21 protein-coding genes are annotated in these 20,214 nt (G+C 50.2%); 15 read left to right on the top strand and 6 right to left on the bottom strand.

Annotation, left to right across the window (positions count from 1 at the left end; translation table 11 throughout):
- Positions 1-229: FAD-dependent oxidoreductase (locus tag ACJAYR_RS09845; RefSeq protein ID WP_415236448.1), on the bottom strand; the 229-nt coding region annotated here is incomplete at its 3' end.
- Between the two features lie 138 nt (positions 230-367).
- Between ACJAYR_RS09845 and ACJAYR_RS09850 the strand changes: the two genes are divergently transcribed.
- From ACJAYR_RS09850 to ACJAYR_RS09890, 9 genes are all read left to right on the top strand, one after another.
- Entirely contained in the window at positions 368-979 is a 612-nt protein-coding gene (locus tag ACJAYR_RS09850) for a sigma-70 family RNA polymerase sigma factor (protein WP_415236449.1), read from the top strand.
- Positions 976-1,635 (top strand): ChrR family anti-sigma-E factor, encoded by a 660-nt coding sequence (locus tag ACJAYR_RS09855; RefSeq protein WP_415236450.1) that lies wholly within the window; start codon positions 976-978, stop codon positions 1,633-1,635. Before ACJAYR_RS09850 ends, ACJAYR_RS09855 begins: the two co-directional genes overlap by 4 nt.
- Positions 1,636-1,767: 132 nt before the next feature.
- Positions 1,768-2,112: a hypothetical protein gene (locus ACJAYR_RS09860; RefSeq protein ID WP_415236451.1), complete on the top strand. Its 345-nt coding sequence runs from the start codon at positions 1,768-1,770 to the stop codon at positions 2,110-2,112.
- 151 nt (positions 2,113-2,263) lie between these two features.
- Positions 2,264-2,830 carry a cupredoxin domain-containing protein gene (locus ACJAYR_RS09865; protein ID WP_415236452.1) on the top strand — a complete coding sequence of 189 codons (567 nt, stop codon included), beginning with the start codon at positions 2,264-2,266 and terminating at the stop codon, positions 2,828-2,830.
- Positions 2,831-2,888: 58 nt separating this feature from the next.
- On the top strand, positions 2,889-4,715 hold the full coding sequence (locus ACJAYR_RS09870) for a copper resistance system multicopper oxidase (protein ID WP_415236453.1): 1,827 nt from the start codon (positions 2,889-2,891) through the stop codon (positions 4,713-4,715).
- Positions 4,712-5,428, top strand: coding sequence for a copper resistance protein B (locus ACJAYR_RS09875; RefSeq protein ID WP_415236454.1), 717 nt, complete (start codon positions 4,712-4,714; stop codon positions 5,426-5,428). The genes ACJAYR_RS09870 and ACJAYR_RS09875 overlap by 4 nt, the downstream gene beginning before the upstream one ends.
- Positions 5,429-5,691: 263 nt before the next feature.
- Entirely contained in the window at positions 5,692-6,678 is a 987-nt protein-coding gene (locus ACJAYR_RS09880; protein WP_415236455.1) for a TRAP transporter substrate-binding protein, read from the top strand.
- Positions 6,679-6,756: 78 nt separating this feature from the next.
- On the top strand, positions 6,757-7,323 hold the full coding sequence (locus ACJAYR_RS09885; protein WP_415236456.1) for a TRAP transporter small permease: 567 nt from the start codon (positions 6,757-6,759) through the stop codon (positions 7,321-7,323).
- Positions 7,324-8,592 carry a TRAP transporter large permease gene (locus tag ACJAYR_RS09890; RefSeq protein ID WP_415236457.1) on the top strand — a complete coding sequence of 423 codons (1,269 nt, stop codon included), beginning with the start codon at positions 7,324-7,326 and terminating at the stop codon, positions 8,590-8,592.
- 118 nt (positions 8,593-8,710) lie between these two features.
- Here the strand turns inward: ACJAYR_RS09890 and ACJAYR_RS09895 are convergent, their stop codons facing one another.
- On the bottom strand, positions 8,711-9,271 hold the full coding sequence (locus ACJAYR_RS09895; protein ID WP_415236458.1) for a 3-hydroxyanthranilate 3,4-dioxygenase: 561 nt from the start codon (positions 9,269-9,271) through the stop codon (positions 8,711-8,713).
- A gap of 138 nt (positions 9,272-9,409) precedes the next feature.
- On the opposite strand from ACJAYR_RS09895, the gene ACJAYR_RS09900 reads away from it, so the two are divergent.
- Positions 9,410-10,375: a LysR substrate-binding domain-containing protein gene (locus tag ACJAYR_RS09900; protein ID WP_415236459.1), complete on the top strand. Its 966-nt coding sequence runs from the start codon at positions 9,410-9,412 to the stop codon at positions 10,373-10,375.
- Between the two features lies 1 nt (position 10,376).
- On the opposite strand, the gene ACJAYR_RS09905 is transcribed toward ACJAYR_RS09900, so the two are convergent.
- Positions 10,377-11,177 carry an aspartate dehydrogenase gene (locus tag ACJAYR_RS09905; RefSeq protein ID WP_415236460.1) on the bottom strand — a complete coding sequence of 267 codons (801 nt, stop codon included), beginning with the start codon at positions 11,175-11,177 and terminating at the stop codon, positions 10,377-10,379.
- A 256-nt stretch (positions 11,178-11,433) separates the two neighbouring features.
- On the opposite strand from ACJAYR_RS09905, the gene ACJAYR_RS09910 reads away from it, so the two are divergent.
- Genes ACJAYR_RS09910 through ACJAYR_RS09930 form a run of 5 tightly spaced genes read left to right on the top strand, consistent with a single transcriptional unit; the run spans position 11,434 to position 16,433 of the window.
- Positions 11,434-13,704 (top strand): xanthine dehydrogenase family protein molybdopterin-binding subunit, encoded by a 2,271-nt coding sequence (locus ACJAYR_RS09910; RefSeq protein WP_415236461.1) that lies wholly within the window; start codon positions 11,434-11,436, stop codon positions 13,702-13,704.
- Complete coding sequence (locus ACJAYR_RS09915) at positions 13,701-14,654, top strand: dihydrodipicolinate synthase family protein (RefSeq protein WP_415236462.1); 954 nt, start codon at positions 13,701-13,703, stop codon at positions 14,652-14,654. The genes ACJAYR_RS09910 and ACJAYR_RS09915 overlap by 4 nt, the downstream gene beginning before the upstream one ends.
- Positions 14,655-14,667: 13 nt before the next feature.
- Complete coding sequence (locus tag ACJAYR_RS09920) at positions 14,668-15,138, top strand: CoxG family protein (RefSeq protein WP_415236463.1); 471 nt, start codon at positions 14,668-14,670, stop codon at positions 15,136-15,138.
- Positions 15,131-15,631 (top strand): (2Fe-2S)-binding protein, encoded by a 501-nt coding sequence (locus tag ACJAYR_RS09925; protein ID WP_415236464.1) that lies wholly within the window; start codon positions 15,131-15,133, stop codon positions 15,629-15,631. The genes ACJAYR_RS09920 and ACJAYR_RS09925 overlap by 8 nt, the downstream gene beginning before the upstream one ends.
- Before the next feature lies 1 nt (position 15,632).
- The gene (locus tag ACJAYR_RS09930) at positions 15,633-16,433 is read left to right on the top strand and encodes an FAD binding domain-containing protein (RefSeq protein WP_415236465.1); all 801 of its coding nucleotides are present in this window, start codon (positions 15,633-15,635) and stop codon (positions 16,431-16,433) included.
- Between the two features lie 29 nt (positions 16,434-16,462).
- Here ACJAYR_RS09930 and eda read toward each other — a convergent pair whose 3' ends face one another.
- From eda to ACJAYR_RS09945, 3 genes are all read right to left on the bottom strand, one after another.
- The gene (eda, locus tag ACJAYR_RS09935) at positions 16,463-17,104 is read right to left on the bottom strand and encodes a bifunctional 4-hydroxy-2-oxoglutarate aldolase/2-dehydro-3-deoxy-phosphogluconate aldolase (RefSeq protein ID WP_415236466.1); all 642 of its coding nucleotides are present in this window, start codon (positions 17,102-17,104) and stop codon (positions 16,463-16,465) included.
- A gap of 206 nt (positions 17,105-17,310) precedes the next feature.
- Complete coding sequence (locus ACJAYR_RS09940) at positions 17,311-19,611, bottom strand: methyl-accepting chemotaxis protein (protein WP_415236467.1); 2,301 nt, start codon at positions 19,609-19,611, stop codon at positions 17,311-17,313.
- A 174-nt stretch (positions 19,612-19,785) separates the two neighbouring features.
- Positions 19,786-20,139 (bottom strand): YigZ family protein, encoded by a 354-nt coding sequence (locus tag ACJAYR_RS09945; protein WP_415236468.1) that lies wholly within the window; start codon positions 20,137-20,139, stop codon positions 19,786-19,788.
- Positions 20,140-20,214 lie beyond the last annotated feature (75 nt).

Genomic DNA, 20,214 nt, shown 5'->3' on the forward strand with positions numbered 1-20,214 from the left:
GATCTGTATCGATCTGCAATTCTTTGAAAAAATTAACAAGGTTGGGGTAGTTTTTCGTATTATATACGATGAAACCAGTGTCGATATTATGTCCATCGGCAGAGACAGTGTTGCTATGACCCCCCAGGCGATCGTCTTTTTCCAACAGCGTCACATCATGTTTTTTTGCTAAAAGCCACGCAGCGGACAACCCTGAAATCCCGCTCCCTATCACTGCAATTTTTTTCATGCCGATGCTCTCATAAAGTTATTCTATCCTCCTTCTACGGGTTTCTATACACTTTAGATCACAATTTTAATTGCTCTGCTGATCCAGTTCTAATTCGCCTGCGTATACAGATTAATTAGAAGCGGTAAGGAAGAGCTGGTGGGACAACCTAATCGAACAGTATCGATTGACGACATGAAGCGAGGGACAATGGCAAATAACGCCACGCCAAACGATCTGAACGAAGATCTGACGGCAATCGCTCATTTTCAGGATCAAAAGGCCTATCACCGTCTTTTCCATTCCATCGCTCCTCGGCTCAAGTCTTTCTTGTTGTCGCAGGGCGTCATGGAAAATAATGCAGAAGAAATTCTGCAGGAGACAATGTTGAAGGTTTGGCAGAAAGCCCGACTTTTCGACAGTAGCAAAGCCTCCGCTTCTACATGGATTTATACGATTGCCCGGAATGTGAAGATCGATCGGATACGCAAGGATTTAAGACCTGAACCAGATCCCCATGATCCAAGTTACATTCCTGACAGCCCCGAAACAGGGGAACAATCGATAAGCCGCAAACAAGAGGGCAACGTTATTCGGAAGGCCGTTGCGAAACTGCCTCCGGAACAGATAAGGATCATTACTATGTCTTTTTACGAAGACAAATCCCACGCGGAAATCGCAGAGGCCTTGAATTTGCCTCTTGGGACAGTCAAATCGCGCATTCGACTGGCTTTTGGTAAAATACGGAACGAATTAGACGGTGTTTCATGAATACGATTAAACATCATATCGGCGATGATACGCTCATGGCCTATGTAAATGGCACATTGACAGAAACGATTTCTGTTGTTGTGGCCACTCATCTTGCGCTTTGCCCGGAATGCAGAAAAAATGTTCAGCTAATGGAAGATATTGCGGCGTTATATCTGGTGGATTCCGAACCGGGTGGCGTGATGAGCACTCCGCCCTCCGTGGATATGCTGGAACAGGATGACCCATCGGCAGATCTTTCGTTCACAACTGAATATGTGGATAAAGGGGTTCCTGCACCGCTGGCAAGTCAGTTGCCAATGCATCTGGAAGACATTCCGTGGAAAAAACTCATTCCCGGCGTGAGCCATTATCCCCTGTCTGTATCAAATGGCAGCCGCAAAAAAGGAGTTCTCAGGCTTCTGAAAATCTCACCGGGTACCCCAATACCGGAGCATAGCCATACAGGTCAGGAAATCACCATGATCCTGAAAGGGTCTTATATTGACGAACTTGGACGGTTTCAGTCCGGTGATATTGCGGATCTTGACAGTACGATAACCCATCAGCCGGTTGCAGACACAGACAAAGATTGTATCTGCCTGATTGCGACGGATGCACCGTTGAAATTCTCTGGTTTTTTCAGCAAGCTTCTACAACCGCTGGTCGGAATATAGACCACACTGACAATCAGAAAACCGTCTTTAGCCTGAACACGACCCAAAAAAATCACGCTCTGATCCAATTCTCTTGAATTCTGGTCATTGTCTGATTATATGTCGAAAAAAGGTTTATTGAGGTTTTCTGGGTTGGCTTTCACAAAGTTGAAAAAAAGCACGTTTAAAAAGGCAATGGCTTTGCTGTTGGCGACGCTGTTTGTGTTCGACTTATCAATGTCCGACGGTTTTGCATCAATGGATCACCATACAGATCCTGCCTCTGCGACACTCTCCCAGCAACAAGAAGATCCTTCTTCCCATCATGGATCAAAGGCACATTTTGATAATTGCGGGATGGTTGTTTGTACCAGTGTCCTGCTGCCCGTATCCTTGCAGATGACCTCCGTTCTTTCAACAAACCACACATTCTTCATCGTCGAGAGTAAACTCAGCTCTCGCGAGACAGGGCCGCTGCCCTACCCTCCACGATCATAAAACAGAATTGACTCTATCGGATTGAGCCCGCGCGTTTCCGCGCACGGTCTTCCATCCGTTCCATTTCTAATTTTTATATCGATAAACATATCTGAAACTGAGAGACAGAGTTGTCTGCTCAACTAAAGATATGTGTTTGAGGGATACCCTTATGAAAATCAAACACACATATTTGAACACCCTTTCAACAGCGACTCTTTTGGCCATGCTTACTTTTGGAAGCGGTCTGGCGGTGGCGTCCGGAACCCATGACGATGACCATCATGATGGCGGCAAGGCACCGAAAATCGGCAAGGCGGGATCTGCTGCGGATGTGACCCGCGAAATAACCGTGATCATGCGGGATAATTATTACGAGCCTGAAGAGATCAACATCAAAAAGGGGGAGACCGTTCGTTTTAAAGTCGTGAATACCGGTGACTTCGTTCATGAATTTAATATCGGAACGGCCGCAATGCATTCAAAGCATCAGAAAGAAATGATGACGATGATGGAACATGGTGCGTTGGAAGCGGACAAAATAAACCATGACATGATGAAAATGGACATGGGCAATGGCAAAACGATGGATCATAACGATCCAAACAGTGTGCTGCTGGAGCCTGGGAAATCTGATGAGGTTATCTGGACCTTTTCGGAAAAGACCAACCTTGAATTTGCGTGCAATATACCCGGTCACTACGAGTCCGGAATGCTTGGAAAAATGCAGATCAAATAAGGCCGTAGGCACTCCTCCTAACCGGGGAGTGCCCTCTTTTCCATAGTGAGGAAGTCCAATGAAATTTCATTTCGATAAAAGTGTGGCTCTGGCCGCGACGGCCCTGCTCTCTGCTGTTTTGGCAAGCCCGGCAGCCGCCGAAACCTATAACCTGAGCGTCGACCGGGTCACCATTGATACCGGCGAGTTTGTAAAAGAAGGCATTGGTTATAATGGGGCCTCTCCCGGTCCGGTTTTAACCTTCAAAGAAGGGGAAGACGTCACCATCAATGTGACAAATAATCTGACGGAAAAAACCTCCATTCACTGGCATGGTTTGATTTTGCCCTACCAGATGGATGGGGTTCCGGAAATCAGTTATCCGGGTATCGCCCCCGGGGAAACCTTCACCTATAAATTCCCGATCGTCCAATCCGGGACCTACTGGTTTCACAGTCATTCCGGTTTTCAGGAGCCCGATGGCGCCTATGGGGCAATTGTGATCACCCCCAAAGATCGGGAACCTTTCCGCTATGATCGGGATTATGTTGTTCAATTCACGGACAAACATCCCCATTCAGGCGATCGGATCATGCGCAATCTTAAAATGATGCCCGATTACTATAACCGCAAGCAACAGACCGTTGGGGATTTCTTCAAGGATGCCACAGAAAACGGTCTTGAAAATACACTTAAGGACCGCATGGCGTGGGGAAGCATGCGCATGATGCCAACAGATATTGAAGACCTGCAGGGCTTTACGCCGTTGATCAATGGAAAAGGGCCCGATCAGAACTGGACGGGATTGTTTAAACCAAAAGACAGGATCCGTCTGCGGTTGATCAATTCATCTGCCATGACCTATTTTGACGTGCGTATTCCAGGGCTCACCATGACAGTGGTCGCCGCCGATGGAAACCCTGTGCAACCTGTTAAAGTTGACGAACTTCGGATCGGTGTCGCGGAAACATATGACGTCATCGTCCGCCCGATGGACGACAAGGCCTATACCCTGTTTGCGGAAAGTATGGGGCGTACAGCCTATGCACGGGGCACCCTTGCCCCTCGGCCAGGCATGACCGCGCCAATTCCAGAAATGCGAGAAGATCCCTTGCTAACCATGGCCGATATGGGCATGGATCACAGCAATATGGCTGGCATGGATCATTCCAACATGAAGTCCATGGATCACAGCAATATGGCTGGCATGGACCATTCCAACATGAAACCTATGGATCACAGCAATATGGCTGGCATGGACCATTCCAACATGAAACCTATGGATCACAACAATATGGCTGGCATGGATCATTCCAACATGAAACCTATGGATCACAGCAATATGGCTGGCATGGATCATTCCAACATGAAGTCCAAGCCTGATAAGGAGGACCCGTTTTACGCGTCTGGCAGTGGATTGATGCCAAAAGCGGCAAATGGCGGGAAGTTCCTGTCATATGCGGACCTTAAAGCGCAAAAACCACTTTATGAGGATCGAGAAGCCACGCGTGAAATTGAACTCAGGTTAACCGGAAATATGGAGCGGTATATCTGGTCGATAAATGGCGTGAAATATGACGATGCTGAACCAATCCGCCTGCAATATGGCGAACGGGTGCGGTTTAAATTTGTCAATGAAACCATGATGACCCACCCAATGCACTTGCATGGGATGTGGAGCATATTGGATGTAGGCGCCGGTAAGTGGGATCCGGTCAAGCACACGATTAGTGTGGCACCCGGAACAACAGTTTATTCTGAAACTGAAGTCGATGCGGAAGGTCAGTGGGCATTTCACTGTCATCTTTCCTATCACGCAGCCAGTGGCATGTTTCGAAAAATTGAGGTGATCGGCGGTCCGGACAATGCAATGTCCTCCCCTTCCGATAAGGAGGCCGTTCAATGATCCGCTTTCTTTTAACCCCGGCGATAAGTGCTTTCTTCGTCTCACTATTCATTATCGGCTTGGCCCGCGCGGAAGAGCCCTATTATGGAATTCAATTGGAAATGCTTGAATTTCGGGCATCCGACAACGGCGATACTCTTCTGGTTTGGGATGGCGATGCCTTTTATGGGAACGATAGCCTGAAAATTCGATTGGAAAGTAATGGTGAATATGACCTTGAGAAAGACATTCTGGAGGCTGCGACCAACCAGGTAACGCTGCAAACACCCATTGCGGATTTCTGGGACCTGAAAGGCGGCGTTCGCCTTGACAGTCCTCAAGGCCCGGATCGCCTGTACGGCGTGATCGGCGTTGTCGGGCTTGCCCCGCAGTGGTTTGAGATTGATGCAGACCTGTATCTTAGTGAAAAAGGCGATGTTTCAATGAGTCTGGACATCGAGTATGAGCTGTTGCTGACCAACTCTCTGATCCTGACCCCGTCCGCCGAACTTTCAGGCGCATTTTCCAGTGACCGTGAAATAAATTCCGGATCTGGATTCAATCGCGCCGAACTGGGTCTTAGATTAAGTTACGACATCTGGGATCGCGCCCTCTCTCCTTATGTGGGTGTAGTTTACGAGCGAACCTTTGGCCAGACAGCAAACTGGGCCAAAGAAGAAGGGGAAAAAGCAGGAGCATGGCAATTTGTTCTTGGAACCAAGTTTATGTTCTAAGCCCCCGGCCAATAGCAGTTGAGGCAAGCAATAAGCCTCAACTGCCAAATCAAGTGGTACCCTTTCAGGCGATAATAACGCAAGTCAGGTATTTCATTTCGTGATACCAAAATCACGATTAGACATTATTCTTTTTGGTCAAACTTCAGTAGTCTCTGGTTGGATTTACTTCTGAACCAGCGAAATTTCAGAAGTTACTGGCCGCATTTCCCATAAAATTACAACCGGAAAATGCCCAGCAAATTAAATGGGAGAGATCAAACATGAAACAAACAGCAAAAAGAGCGTATGGCGTTGTCCTTGCCTCAGCCCTCGCTTTAGGAAGCCTTACCGCAGCGACAACAGCGACGGCAAAAGAATTTCGGTTGGGCCTGATCACGCCGCCCCCGCATACTTGGACAAAGGCGGCAAAAGCCTTCGGTGATGAGCTGAAAGAAGCGAGTGGCGGTAAGCATTCCGTCGCCGTTTTCCCATCACGGCAGCTCGGCAATGAAGCACAGATGATCCAGATGCTGCAATCTGGAAGCCTTGATATGGCGTTCCTGACGATTGCAGAAGTCTCCAACAGAGTGCCTGATTTCGGCGCTTTTTACGCCCCCTATCTTGCCAAAGACATTCAGAGCGCCGCCCGGATATTGCGCAGCGATGCCGCGAAAGATCTGTTGAAAACCCTGCCTAAAAAAGTGGGGGTTGTTGGCGTCGGTTACGGAATGGCGGGCCTTCGTCAAATCGTTTCGCGGGATGAAGTTTCCTCCGCTGATGACCTGAAAGGCAAAAAGCTGCGGATCACCCCGTTTGAGCCAATCAAGGATTTCTACAATGCTGTTGGGGTTGCCCCAACACCAATGCCATTACCCGCCGTGTATGATGCGCTTGCCAATGGTCAGGTCGATGCAATCGATATGGACGTAGAACTGATCATCAAGCTAAAATATTACGACCATGCCAAAACCATTGTGGAATCAAATCATATGATGTTCCCCATGGTGGGTCTGGTGTCAGCCAAAGTATGGAAAAACCTGTCAAAAGAAGAACGCGCCCAGATATCTGATCTGATGGGCAAACATCTGGATGGCGTGATCAATACATATACAGAACTGGAAGGTCCTTGGCTGGCCAAAATGAACGCACTGGATGTCAAGGTAATCAAAGCGGGTCCGGCATTTTTCACCAGTGCAATTGCAGACTGGGAAAAAATCTGGGGCGATAAGGCACCAGCGCTTAAAAAATTGAGGGAAGCGGCGCAATAAGCAGCATATTCTTCAAACTGTAACTGTGTTTATACTGGGAGAACTCGCTTCTCCCAGTTTGTTTTTGAGGGTCCGTTTATGTTCATCAGCCGCATGTCAGACAGTTTGCTTAAACTGGAAAGCGCTGCCCTGAAATTGTTGATGGCCGGTTTACTGGGCCTGATCCTTTTAAATGTTGTTACCCGATCCTTTTCCTATGCCCTTTACTGGGTCGATGAATCCGCGATCTATTGCATGATCTGGGTTGTTTTTACCGGCGCCTCGGTTGCCATTCGAAAACGGCATCGCATTGCCGTAACCCTGATCTTTGATACGGTCTCGCCCAAGACACGACATTTTCTAAACATTGTCATCGATGGCATCATCCTGTGTTTTTCGGCCTTTATGCTGTGGCTTATCTGGCGCTGGTATGATCCCATTGGATTGATGAATTCTGGCTTTGACTTCGAGGCTTTCTCGGCGGATAGCTTCAACTTCATATATGATGAACCAACCAATACAATCGGCCTTAAAAAATTCTGGATCTGGCTGATCCTGCCGCTCTCCTTCACCACAATTTTTATCCATGCCCTTGCCAACCTGACAGACTCGCTGGCCAACCGCGAAACAATGCCGGACCGCACGACAATAGGGGGAATTGACTAAATGATTTTAGCGCTCTTTATAATTCTTCTTCTGATCGGTCTGCCTATCGCCATTGTCGTCATGACAACGGCCATCGGGTATATCCTCAATTCCGGAAATTTCGGCCTGTTCGACTCATTACCCCAGCAACTGTTTGGCGGTATCGAAAGCTATGGCTTGCTGGCCATTCCGCTGTTCATGCTGGCTGGCGAATTCATGAACGAAGGGGGATTGACCAAACGGCTTGTCGCTATGGCATCCGTCTTTGTCAGTGGGTTCAAGGGCGGCCTTGCCTATGTAAATCTGATTGCCAATATGATGATGGCGTCCATCATGGGGTCAGCTGTTGCACAAATCGCCGTTATGTCCAACGTCATGGTCCCTGAAATGGAGAAAAAAGGCTATGACCGGGCCTATGCAGGAGCTTTGACCGCCGCAGGTGGCCTGATGTCCCCGATTATTCCACCTTCAATGCTGTTTGTAATTTATGGCGTTCTGGCCCAAATCCCAATCGGCGATATGTTTATTGCCGGTGTTGTGCCGGGCCTTATGATGGGTACCGGCTTCATCCTTGTGGTCGCCCTGCTCGGCCTTAAATATAACTATCCAAAATCCGCAAAGATTACGTTAAGCGAAGCCCGTTCAGACCTGTTAATGGGTTTGCCTTCTTTGATTATTCCGGTTGTCATTATCGGCGGCATTCTACTGGGCATCGCCACACCAACAGAGTCCGCCTCGATTGCCGTGGTGGCTGCCCTTGTGATCGGCAAATATGTCTATAAAGAGTTGCAGTTCAAAAATTTTGGATCGCTGCTGTTCAATACTGCTCTTAATTCGTCGGCGGTCATTTTCATGGTGGCCGGAGCAAACCTGCTGGGATGGGCGCTGATATTTGAACAGCTACCGCAAACAGTTGCCGCCTGGCTTGCCGCGCTAAGCGACGATCCGCTGGTCTTTCTTTTGTTGGTCAATCTGGCCCTGCTGCTGGTCGGTATGGTCATTGACGGTATCGCCGCGCTGGTCATGGTTGTCCCGATTTTGCTGCCCATTGCCGTCAATGTTTATGGGATCGACCCTTATCATTTTGGTGTGATTGTCTGTCTTAATCTGGTGCTCGGCCTGCTTACTCCACCGGTGGGAAGTGGCCTGTTTGTCGCGGCCTCCATGTCGCGGGTACCACCAACCGCGATTTTCAAAGCCCTGCTTCCCTTCCTCGCCATGTCCATGTTCATTCTATTGCTGTTGATCTGGCAACCCTGGCTGGTTACCGGGCTGCAAAAAGCGCTGTAAATGGCGCTGTAATTGGCAGGCGTCCGAACATTTTTGCTTGGCCCCTATTGTCCGCCATTAAAAAAGGCCATTCCGGAACCGGCAATGGCCTTTTTCTTATAGGATCAACGATCAAAGATCAGGTTGTAACCCACCCTTCCGGCGGGCTTCCCTTACCCGGATGAAGCGCCCCGCAATGAGGGCATGTTCTGGCGTCTATATCCTTGTGAAATGCGTCATAGATATCCGGTAGCTGCTCGACAATACCCGTCGGTGACGTCAAGGTTGCTTCAATCCGGTGAACAAGCCCCTCACATTCAAAGCAATACCACTGGAACGCTTCCTTCATGCCAAACATGCGCGGGCTTTCCACCACAATCCCGATTGAACCCGGTTCTGGCCGCTGCGGTGCATGAACCACATGGGACGGCAAAAAGAACACTTCCCCTTCGCGGATCGGCACATCATAGATTTTGCCGTTATCAGCAATTTTCAGCACCATATTGCCGCGATACTGGTAAAACCATTCTTCAACAGGATCATCATGAAAATCGACCCGTGTGTTTGGCCCTCCGACGACCATGACAATCATACCTGTGTCAGTGTGCAGCATTTTATTGGCAACAGGGGGTTTCAACAGATGTTCATTTTCTTCAACCCATTTTGCAAAGTTGAAGGCTTTTAAAGAAGGGTGGTCCACTTCTATCTCCCGGTTTCTTTGTCTGCCCTGCTCTTTTTCAATGATCAGGGACCAATTCCAGTAAAATTTAAAGCAGCGGGTGACCCCTCGGCAAGTGAATTAACTTGAACTGGATATTCCATTTTTATATAACAGGCCATGATGAAAACTGGCCGGCATTTTAATATCGTCGAACGCATTGCAACGCGTCTCAAACTCAAACAATTGCGGTTATTGGTCGCGATTGCCGAGAATGCGAGCATTTTACACGCGGCAACGTCCCTGAATATTTCCCAACCGGCCGCGACCAAGCTGCTGAAAGATCTTGAAGAAGATTTTGGGGTTAAATTATTCGAACGATCGAACCGCGGGGCTATTCCCACCAAATATGGGGAAGCCCTGACCCGGCATGGAAAGCTTATTTTATCGCAGATTTCCCAAGCCGCACAGGAATTGGATGACCTTGCAGAGGGAACTGGTGGCCGGGTTGTAGTGGGTACCCTGCTGGCGGCATCCGCCCATTTGCTTCCCGCCGCCGTTGAAATGTTACGCAAAGAGCGCCCCAATGTTTCCATCGTTATCAAAGAGGGCACAAACGATCTGCTTATTCCGGCGCTGTTGACCGGCGATATCGATATTGTGGTCGGCAGACTGCCGGAAATCAGATTTCGTAAAGATGTCCTGCAGGAACCACTGTTTGAAGAACAAGTGTCAATCATTGCACGAAAAGAACATCCACTGACCCAAATGCACAAGATCCGGCATGCAGATTTGCTGGATTGGGACTGGATCCTGCCCCCACGAGAGACAACCATGCGCCGCCAGCTGGAAGAAGAGTTTCTGAAAATGGAACTGTCGCCGCCTGTGGATGGCGTTGAGTCTGTCTCTTTGCTTACCAACAAACGGATCATCAGCCGGACGGATATGCTCACTGTGCTGCCGTATCATGTTATTGCAGAAGACGTGGAACGGGGCACCCTTGTCTCGCTGCCGTTCAAATTCAAGACCGTTCGCGGTCCTGTCGGGATTTCCTATCGGCGCAATGCAACCCTATCACCTGCGGCGGCGGCCTTTGCAGATAAACTGCGCGAGATCGCGCTGCTTATTCAGCAGGAAACCATCTGATTTACCCAATCTGGACAGGCGCTTCACGCTGTTCAATAAAGCGGACCACACTCATTGCCGTCAAGGCTGATGACTTGTCATTTTTTGGCAGTGGCTCTCCTTCAATGGAAAAGGTGAAGCGGCCAAATGCCCCTTCAGCCTCAACCTGATGGCAGTTTTTCTGGATCCCCGGATCTGCGATCAGTTTAACCTCCGTCTGATCAAGACCGATCCCCGCCAGTGCGATTGTCGCTGCCACATTTGCATTTTTTGGATATCGAAGCGCCGCTTCCCGAGCGGATCCTTCAAAATGAACGGCAGCTTCCGTTAAACTCTCCAGCGCGACAACGTCTTCGGCTGCTGTTCCGCGCCACCCCGCTGCGGGTTTGCGCCCAGTATAAACCACCCGCGTCAATCCCCCGGCAGACGCCGCCGCCAGCGCATCCATACCACCAACGGCCCCTGACAACAGATGAAGTTTCGAGCCCCCTCGCCGGGCGGAGGCTTCAAGCCGGTCTTTCATGGGCTGTTCTGCCAGAAGACCGTTGGAGACCGTGACCAAATCCAGACCGCGGGACAGAATATCAGGTCCAAACTGCCGGAGGGCACCATGCCCTGCGCAATCCACAACAAATGAAAGATCGTCTGATAACGCCTGAACATCCGTCACCGGGATTACCGTTGTTCCCAGCGCTTGACGGGCCGCGTCCTCCCGGCCTGACCGGCAAAGAACCTGCGAAATCTGAACCTCTGACCGATCCCGCAATTGATCCGCCACATATCCAGCGATTGTCCCGTAGCCAATGAGGGCAATTTTAAGCATGCGGTCTGTCCCCTTTTCCTGTTGTCATTTGGTCTTTGTTATAAGCAGCGACCCGGCCGGTTTTAGTATATAATTTTGTTATACCTAATTACACTATTTTGAATTGTTTTGATATCAAAGCCGTGTATTTTTTAACAGATACCGGTCCTTTATGATCGTGAATTATGATGTCAATACAACCCATTACTGTTTCGAGCCCCTTATGATCTTGCGCCAGCCTTCTCATGCCAACTCTACGCAAATAGAGCCCCAGAGAGTGTCTATCGGACAACCCGTCAAGCGGATCGAAGATGCACGGCTGGTGCGCGGGGAAGGCTGTTATGCCGATGATGTGACCCCTGAAAACTGCCTGCATGTTAAATTTCTGCGCAGTTCCTATCCCAGCGGCCGGATTACAGACCTTCAGATCGACGGCGCTTTAGCCGCCCCCGGTGTCAAAGCCGTTCTTACAGCCGATGATACCCGGCATATTGCTGGATTGTCGGTCAATCCGATCATCAAAAATGCCAAACAGACACACTATCCCCTGCTCGCGGACAAGCGGGTCATGGCGGTTGGCCAGCCGATTGTCGCGGTGATCGCACAAACTGCTATGCAGGCAACCGATGCCCTTGAACTGATCTATCTTGAAATCGAAGAAGAAGACACGGTTCTTGGTCACTCCGACGCAGAAAAAAGCCGACCTCTATTTTCAGAATTTACCGACAATATTGCCTTTGAAGAAAATTGGCGATCAGACAATTTGACTACGGTTGCCGTCCCGACCCGTCAATCTGTCAGCCTTGATATCCAGCATCCCAGAGTGGCCCCTTCTGCCTTGGAGCCCAGAAGCATCACGGTCAAATGGGAGACAGCATCTGACACTCTATCGGTGTGGATTGCGTCCCAAACGCCGCATCGCGCGCGAGCCGATCTTTCTGAAATTCTGGACCATGATCTGGACCGGATCCACGTGATATCACGGGATGTGGGCGGCGCGTTCGGGATGAAGGCGTCCCTGTATCCTGAAGAAGTCCTCACTGTTTGGGCCGCAAAAAAACTTGGGCAATCCACCAAATGGACATCAACCCGCGGCGAAGATCTTCAGTCTGCCAGCCATGGCAGGGGTATTCGGACACGCGCAACACTGGGCCTGCATTCTGACGGGACATTCGTGAGTTTAGAAGCCGAAGCCCTTGCCCCGCTAGGACATTGGCTGACTTACAGCGCAGCAGTACCCGCGTGGAATGCGGTACGGATATTACCTGGCCCCTATAACATTGGTCAGTTAAACCTAACGACAAAAGGAGCCCTATCCAACACGGCGCCCGTTGGGATTTACCGCGGGGCAGGCCGACCGGAAGCCGCAATGATCATGGAACGCCTGATCGATGAAGCGGCCTATAAACTGGGACGCGATCCGTTAGACTTGCGGCTTCAAAATCTGCTCGCGTCTGAAGACCTGCCCCATGTTTCGGCCAGCGGACGCAGGCTGGATACGGGGGATTACCCGGCCGCTCTCACCCATCTGTCAGAATTTGCAGACTATCCTGCCTTACGGGAACGGCAGAAAAAACGACGGGCAGAAGGCCGAATTTTTGGCATTGGTCTTGCCTGTTATGTGGAACCTTCCGGTGTTGGTTGGGAAACTGCCCATATCAAATTGACCAAAGACGGTCATTTGGTAGCGGCCACCGGGACCAGCAGTCAGGGTCATGGCCGCGAAACCGCTTTCAGTCAGATTGTCAGTGATGTTTTTGCTGCCCCGCTGGACAAAATTATCCTCGAACATGGTGACAGCCGCACCTGCCCGTCTGGCGTAGGCGCATTGGCCAGCCGCTCCACCGGTATCGGTGGCAGTGCGCTTCTGGGATGCGCCAAAAAACTGCTGGCGCAGCTTAAAGCCCTTCTTGCCCGATCCCTGCAAATGGACGATTGCAGTATTTTACTGGATGATTACGGTCACTTCGTCGCGGAAGGCACTGGTCAAAACTGGACGCTGGCGCAACTTGCCAATCTGGCAGAAGACCCTGCGCAACTGGAAGCCGATTACAGATTTGAATCCGACGGAGAAGCCTGGGGATACGGAAGTTACCTTGCAACCGTTGAGATTGTTGCCGAAACCGGCGAGATGACCATTGAAGATATTTTTTGTGTCGATGACGCGGGCAGGCTGGTTAATCCCATGCTGGTGCACGGACAAATCGTTGGCGGTATTGCCCAAGGGATTGGCGAAGCAACCCTTGAAGAAATCGTTTATGACGAAGATGGCCAGCTTCTGACCGGCTCCTTGATGGACTACGGGTTACCCCGTGCCGATCTCATGCCCAACATCCATATTTCAAACACCCAAACCCTGTCCACCTGCAATAGCCTGGGCGCAAAAGGGGTTGGAGAGGCTGGAACCATTGGTGCACCTGCCGCGATTATGAATGCCGCTTTGGATGCCTTGCGTCCGTTTGGTGTTACCGATCTGACAATGCCCCTGACCAGCGAAAAAATCTGGCGCGCCCTTACAAGCGCACAACACGGAGAAAAAATCCCATGAAATATACCAAAGCAGACGCGAAAGCCTATGCCCGCCAGAACATGAAGGGCATCTGGGCGGCGGCCCTGACCCCCTTTAAAGCCGATGGCAGCATCGACGAAGACGCTTTCCAGAACAATATTCGCCATTGGGTGGATGATCTGGGCATCGAAGGGTTGTTTATTGCGGGCAAGCAGGGTGAATTTTTCTCGATGACCCTGGAAGAAAGAAAGCGCACGTTTGATCTGGCTGTGGCCGCAACCAACGGACGGGCAGGAACCATCATGTCCTGCTCAGACCAGAATATGGATGTCGTGCTGGATTTGGCCCTTCATGCACAGGAAAATGGCGCGGACTATATTGTGGTTCATGCGCCGATCCTGCATTTCGTCAAGGATCAGGACGAAATCGTCTATAACTATTACAAATATATCAGCGACCGGGTCGATATTGGTATTGCCATGTGGAGTCACCCTGACAGTGGGTATCTGATGAGCCCGGAACTCTGCAACCGCATTGCTGATCTTCCTAATATCATTGCCATTAAATACAGTGTTCCGCGGGATATGTATGTTGAACTCAGCAAGCTTGCGGGCGATAAAATCCTTGTCAGCACGGCATCAGAAGAAGAATGGCTCGACAATATTATCGAATTGGGCTGGCAACTCTATCTTTGTTCCTCGCCGCCTTACCTTCTTCAGACGAAGAACGATCGCCGGATGCATGACTACACGCAGTTGGCTTTTGCCGGAAAGCATGAGGAAGCCCGCAAAGTCCGCGACAGTCTGAATCCGGTACGAGATGCGCTTAAAAATACCCGCCCCGGCGGTAAACCGCAGTCCCATCAGAAATACTGGCAGGATCTTCTGGGTCAGACAGGCGGCTTTGTTCGCCGGCCGATGATCGAACTGACTGAAGAAGAAAAAACAGCGACCCGAACCGCTTTCGAGCAGTGTGGATTAAAACGTTAAGGACCTTTTTCCAATGGAAATGTCAGAAGAATATCTGCTGCCAGCCCCTCGTGAACAGGTCTGGCAGGCGCTAAATGACGCGGAAATTCTTAAATCCTGTATACCCGGTTGTCAGGAACTTGAGAAACTTTCAGACACGGAATTCACCGCCGTTGTAACCGCCAAAATCGGCCCGGTAAAAGCAAAATTCAAGGGCGCCGTTGAACTTTGCGATCTACGCCCCCCAGAATCCTATCGGATCACCGGTCAGGGAAGTGGCGGGATAGCCGGATTTGCCAAAGGGGATGCAACGGTCACCCTCACCGACACCGAGAATGGAAAAACCCTTCTCAAATATCAGGTAAATGCGGCCATTGGCGGAAAGCTTGCGCAGCTGGGCCAGCGGCTTGTGGCCTCCACCTCCAAGAAAATGGCCGCCCAGTTTTTCAACAGCTTTGAAGAACAGTTTCACCAAGAGACTGCCTTGGAAAACGCCGATGGATGAGGATCCATCAAGCCCGATTTCCATGACCGTCAATACGGTAAGGGTCGAGGCAGAGATCAGCGATCGAATGCTTTTGTCGGACTTCATCCGTCAATATTTGAATCTCACCGGAACCCATGTGGGATGTGATACGTCGCAGTGCGGTGCCTGCGTTGTTCACTTGAACGGTCATGCAGTAAAATCCTGTTCCCTTTTAGCCCAGCAAGCCAATGGCGCAACACTCACCACCATCGAAGGCATTGGCTCAGAGGCAAACCCGCACCCCATGCAAAAAGCCTTTCAGGAAAAGCATGGACTTCAATGCGGGTTTTGTACCCCGGGCATGATCATGACGGCACTGGATATCTGCAACCGGCATCCCGGCCCGCTGGAAGAGGACATTATCAAAGAAGAACTGGAGGGGAATATCTGCAGATGCACCGGTTACCTTCCGATTATCGAAGCAATTAAATGCGGCGCGGATCAACAAGAAAACACAGATCGCGAAACCTGAAATGTATGCAACACATTACCATCGCCCCGCGACCTTAAACGACGCGGAAACATTGTTGGCACATCGGGATGATCCACAAATTCTGGCGGGCGGTCAGACCCTTATCCCAACGTTAAAACAACGGCTGGCCGCACCAACTGACCTTATTGATCTTCGGCATATCCCTGACCTTTCCTTTATTCGGGACATGAGCGATAGGATCGAAATTGGCGCCATGACGCTTCATCGGGAGGTTGCGGCTTCATCGATCGTTCGTCAATTTTTACCCGGCCTTGCCTTTCTGGCTGGTAAAATCGGGGACCCGCTCATCCGCAATATGGGAACCCTTGGCGGGTCAATCGCGAACAATGATCCTGCCGCGGATTACCCGGCGGGCCTGTTAGGGTTAGGTGCTACGGTTCACACCAATAAACGTGCCCTTCATGCAGACGACTTTTTTAAAGATCTGTTTGAAACGGCCCTGCAGGATACTGAAATTGTCACCTCTGTCAGTTTTCCAAAACCAGCCTTTTGCGGCTACCGAAAATTTGCCAACCCCATATCCCGATACGCTCTGGTCGGGGTTTTTCTTGCGAAATTTGGCGACGCCGGGGTCCGAATAGCTGTAACCGGGGCTGGTAGCAACGGTGTTTTCAGGCTTATCGAAGCGGAAGAAAGATTAACCGGAACCTTCAGCATTAAAGCGCTGGAAGATTTCGCACCCAGCCCGGATAATCTGATGAGCGACCTACACGGACAGGCCGATTACCGGGCACATCTGATTAAATCGCTCACACAGAAGCTTGTTTGCGCCGCCAGATAACAAAACCGCTATAAATGATACCGCATTGGTCATCCCGCGAAGGAGGCCGCCTTGATTGAAGCTTCAAAGGCCAGACTTCCAATGGTTTCCCATTCTTTGCGCAGCAATAATTCTTTTGGCGCAATCCAGGTTCCGCCAATCGCCATCACATTTGGCAATGTCAGATATTGTTCCATATTGTCATACCGGATGCCCCCTGTCGGGCAAAAGGACACATCCTGAACAGGCCCGCCCACGGATTTGAGAAATGATGTACCGCCAACCACTTCGGCAGGAAACAGCTTTTGTTCCGTAAATCCAGCGTCGCGCAAGGCCATCACCTCACTGGCCGTAGCGGCACCGGGCAGAAACGGCAGATCTGACTGCTTCAGACAGTCCAGCAATTCGTGGGTCATCCCAGGGGATACACCAAAAACAGCTCCTGCTTTTCGGGCCGCTGCCAGATCATCCGCACCGAGGATCGTTCCCGCACCAACAATGGCGCCTTCGACCTCATTACAGATCCGTTCTATCGCACCGAGCGCAGCCTGCGTGCGCAAGGTAATCTCCAAAACCGGCAACCCGTTCTCTACAAGACAGTGAGCAAGAGGCACAGCCGTATCCAGATCATCGATCACCAACACCGGTATGACTTTTGCGGCACCGATCAGTTTAGAAACTTGAATACGCATCCTTCTAGTCCATTTCTTTTTTCGTTGAAACCGGCGAGGCCTTCAGCCCGCCTGTTGCCGTCTAGTCCCTCATACCGAATTCTGACGGAAGACCCGCCAGAACGCTACCCTTTTTCTGACTACAGAAATATGGTCATCAGTGTAATGATCAGGACAAGAAAAAACCCGGCAAATTGCCGGGTTCATCTTCATCCTTGCGGGTCCGGCTATCCGGCTCGGACCTGCTTGAGGAAACGGTCGACTTCTTCCTGAAGGTTTCCTGCCTCCTGGGCCAATTTCTGGGCGACACCCTGAACTTCCGTCGCAGAGCTTCCCGTTTTACTGGCTGTCTCGTTCACCGTGTTGATATTTTCAGACACTTCATTCGCGCTATCCGCTGCTTTTTGAACACTGCGGCTGATTTCGTTGGTTGCCGCCCCTTGCTCTTCCACAGCAGCTGAAATTGTGGTGTTGATTTCACTGATCCGGCTGATCGTTGAGCTGATCCCGCCAATTGCCAGAACAGCGTTCCCAGTTTCCTGCTGAACGGATTTGATCTGACTGGTGATTTCTTCCGTTGCCTTTGCGGTCTGGGTTGCCAGATTTTTCACTTCACTCGCAACCACGGCAAAGCCTTTACCCGCATCTCCTGCGCGGGCCGCTTCGATCGTCGCGTTCAATGCCAGAAGGTTGGTTTGCTCGGCAATATCACTGATCAATTCGACAACATCCCCAATTTTGGCAGCCGCTTCATTCAGGCTTGTAATCATGACGTTGGAGCGCTCTGCTTCGGTTACCGCGTCCCCGGCAATTGACGCTGCCTGCCCAACCTGCTGACTGATTTCCGAAATCGACGAGGTCAATTCCTCGGCAGCCGAGGCAACAGCATTAATACTGCTGCTGGAAATCTGTGACGCAGACGCGACCGTCTGTGTCAGGGAGGACGTCTGTTCAGCGGACCCACTCATGGAACCGGAGATCGTGTTCATATCGGTTGTTGCGGCAGAGAAGCTTTCCACCAGATGTTTAACACTGCCTTCAAATTCGTCCGCCAATCGATTGAGCTCTTCAACCTTCTTGGCTTCCGCTTCTTCTGTCAGGCGTTCTTTTTCTTCGTTCAGGCGCCGATCATTTTCGATCTGCTCCTGACGTTGCTGTTCTTTCTCAGCCTCACGGCGCACGCGCTCCTGTTCTTCCTGAAGGCGGGCAGCTTTCGCTTCCCTCGCAGAATCCCGGAAGCCCACAATGGCAAAGCCAAGGCGCGCAATCTCGTCATTGCCCTCACGGTAGATACTGGATTCCAGATCCCCCTCGGACAACTTACGGGCTGAATCAACCATCATCAGAAGACGCTTCACAATATTGCGGGCGATATAGAACCAAGCAATGGCGATCGCGACCAAAACAGAGACAAGCGCGGCCACCGCCAACGAAACCTTGGTGTTTTCTGCAAGAACGTGATTTTGCTCGTTGACCTGTTGAATATCACTTTCAATGGACGCAACAAATGCATTTACATTCTTTGTCAACGTTTCAGCGAGAGCCCGGCTTTTCGCCAGAATTTCTTCCGCATTTTTTGCAGCACCCAATTCACTGGTCCGAATGGTAAAGATCACTTCCTGATCAGACCCACGGGAACCAATCGTCAAAAGATTTTCAAAAAGTTCATCAAACTTCGCGACAAATTTCTTGTTCTTCTCGGTACCAATTTTTGACAGCGGGGTTGCCATGCTGGAAATAGACGACAGGAATTGCGTCATCAGTTTCTCAACCGTTTCAGGATTTTCAGCCAAGGCTCCTTCTGCCAGCAAGCTGATCAGCAGATAACCGGATGACTGAACGCGGAAAACGGCTTCCTGACCGGTCATGGCTTCCGTGGCCGCCTGTTTTAAGGGCTCGGTATCATATTCGGGCTGTTTGCCGGTCAATGCCATTTCAATGGATTCTTCAAGCAACTCTTCCCATCCGTCGGCCGCATTGAATAATTTCATACGGGTTGGGAACAGCAGGGACCCAATACCTTTGTCCAGAATACTGCGAAATTCTTCCAGTTGCTTCAGTTTTTCTTTTCGAAGCTCTGCAAAGTAGAGGCGCCCTTTAACACTGCCATCCAGATTTTCCAGTAGCGGTTCCAATTGCAACAGATTTTGAGAAATGGCTTGCAGGGATTCGTTTTCTTCAATGAAACCGTTCAATTCCCCCAGCCGCGAATTTGCCTGCGCAATGGCGGCATTCAGCGTCACAACAACCTGTTGACGTTCCTGGTCCGTTGAAACCGAACCCAGTCGGGGTGCAATGGCAGAAATTTCTGTGGCGTCATTTGCCAGCTTCAAAGCCAGCGCTATCGACGGAATATCGTGTTTGGCAGTTTTATCTTGCGCGCTTGTCAGAACATCAAGGCTAAACCAGCCAAAAACACTAATCAGCACGGTTAGAAGCGTTACTGCAGAAAAGGCAGAGACCAACCGATATCCAATGCCAAATTTCGTATAAACCGGCTTACCAGCGGATGCCTGTTTCTTTTTCATTTTTGAATTTTGAAACAAGTTTTTTAATTTCGTAAGCATATTCGTTACCCATTTCCCCCACAGTCGTCACGACCGACTCTTATAATGATTTCGTGATATTAATGGGGGAGGGTTAAATTTCTCTAAAATTGTAGAAAGAGAGATTTTCGACTATTCTAGCGGCCAGTTCTCCGGCTATTTCAACTGATCCAGATAGTATCGAACGCAATCCTGAACGCGCCGAAAACGATCGCCGCCCAGCTTAACCCCACCGTACCAACGCGTGACTATGATCAGGTGATCCTTCAAGGCAGCCCCTTCCAGCATTTGCAGAATAATCCGGCCCGCGCCGCCTTCCCCATCATCATTTTTAACAGGACCCCCGTCAGACAGAAGAACGGCCCAGCTATTATGGGTTGCCTTGGCAAATTTTTTGTCTTTCTTTAAAGACTTTAACATCTGCTGAGCTTCTTTTCGGCTTTTTACAGCCGCACCAGAGACGGCGTATTTAGAGCCTCTATCGGAAATGACATTGTTAAAGATGTTCATATACTCTGCCTGGTAAAATGAGTGTCAGTTCATTTTTTAACGGAAAAGCCCTTAGGAAAGAACCTCTCACGGGTT

The sequence above is a fragment of the Sneathiella sp. genome, assembly GCF_047631475.1.
Taxonomy (GTDB): Bacteria; Pseudomonadota; Alphaproteobacteria; order Sneathiellales; family Sneathiellaceae; genus Sneathiella.

Coding starts and splice junctions, on each gene's coding strand:
- ACJAYR_RS09855 (WP_415236450.1), top strand. CDS start 976: ATGAATACGATTAAACATCATATCGGCGATGATACGCTCATGGCCTAT.
- ACJAYR_RS09865 (WP_415236452.1), top strand. CDS start 2,264: ATGAAAATCAAACACACATATTTGAACACCCTTTCAACAGCGACTCTT.
- ACJAYR_RS09870 (WP_415236453.1), top strand. CDS start 2,889: ATGAAATTTCATTTCGATAAAAGTGTGGCTCTGGCCGCGACGGCCCTG.
- ACJAYR_RS09875 (WP_415236454.1), top strand. CDS start 4,712: ATGATCCGCTTTCTTTTAACCCCGGCGATAAGTGCTTTCTTCGTCTCA.
- ACJAYR_RS09880 (WP_415236455.1), top strand. CDS start 5,692: ATGAAACAAACAGCAAAAAGAGCGTATGGCGTTGTCCTTGCCTCAGCC.
- ACJAYR_RS09885 (WP_415236456.1), top strand. CDS start 6,757: ATGTTCATCAGCCGCATGTCAGACAGTTTGCTTAAACTGGAAAGCGCT.
- ACJAYR_RS09890 (WP_415236457.1), top strand. CDS start 7,324: ATGATTTTAGCGCTCTTTATAATTCTTCTTCTGATCGGTCTGCCTATC.
- ACJAYR_RS09900 (WP_415236459.1), top strand. CDS start 9,410: ATGATGAAAACTGGCCGGCATTTTAATATCGTCGAACGCATTGCAACG.
- ACJAYR_RS09905 (WP_415236460.1), bottom strand. CDS start 11,177: ATGCTTAAAATTGCCCTCATTGGCTACGGGACAATCGCTGGATATGTG.
- ACJAYR_RS09915 (WP_415236462.1), top strand. CDS start 13,701: ATGAAATATACCAAAGCAGACGCGAAAGCCTATGCCCGCCAGAACATG.
- ACJAYR_RS09920 (WP_415236463.1), top strand. CDS start 14,668: ATGGAAATGTCAGAAGAATATCTGCTGCCAGCCCCTCGTGAACAGGTC.
- ACJAYR_RS09925 (WP_415236464.1), top strand. CDS start 15,131: ATGGATGAGGATCCATCAAGCCCGATTTCCATGACCGTCAATACGGTA.
- ACJAYR_RS09930 (WP_415236465.1), top strand. CDS start 15,633: ATGTATGCAACACATTACCATCGCCCCGCGACCTTAAACGACGCGGAA.
- eda (WP_415236466.1), bottom strand. CDS start 17,104: ATGCGTATTCAAGTTTCTAAACTGATCGGTGCCGCAAAAGTCATACCG.
- ACJAYR_RS09940 (WP_415236467.1), bottom strand. CDS start 19,611: ATGAAAAAGAAACAGGCATCCGCTGGTAAGCCGGTTTATACGAAATTT.
- ACJAYR_RS09945 (WP_415236468.1), bottom strand. CDS start 20,139: ATGAACATCTTTAACAATGTCATTTCCGATAGAGGCTCTAAATACGCC.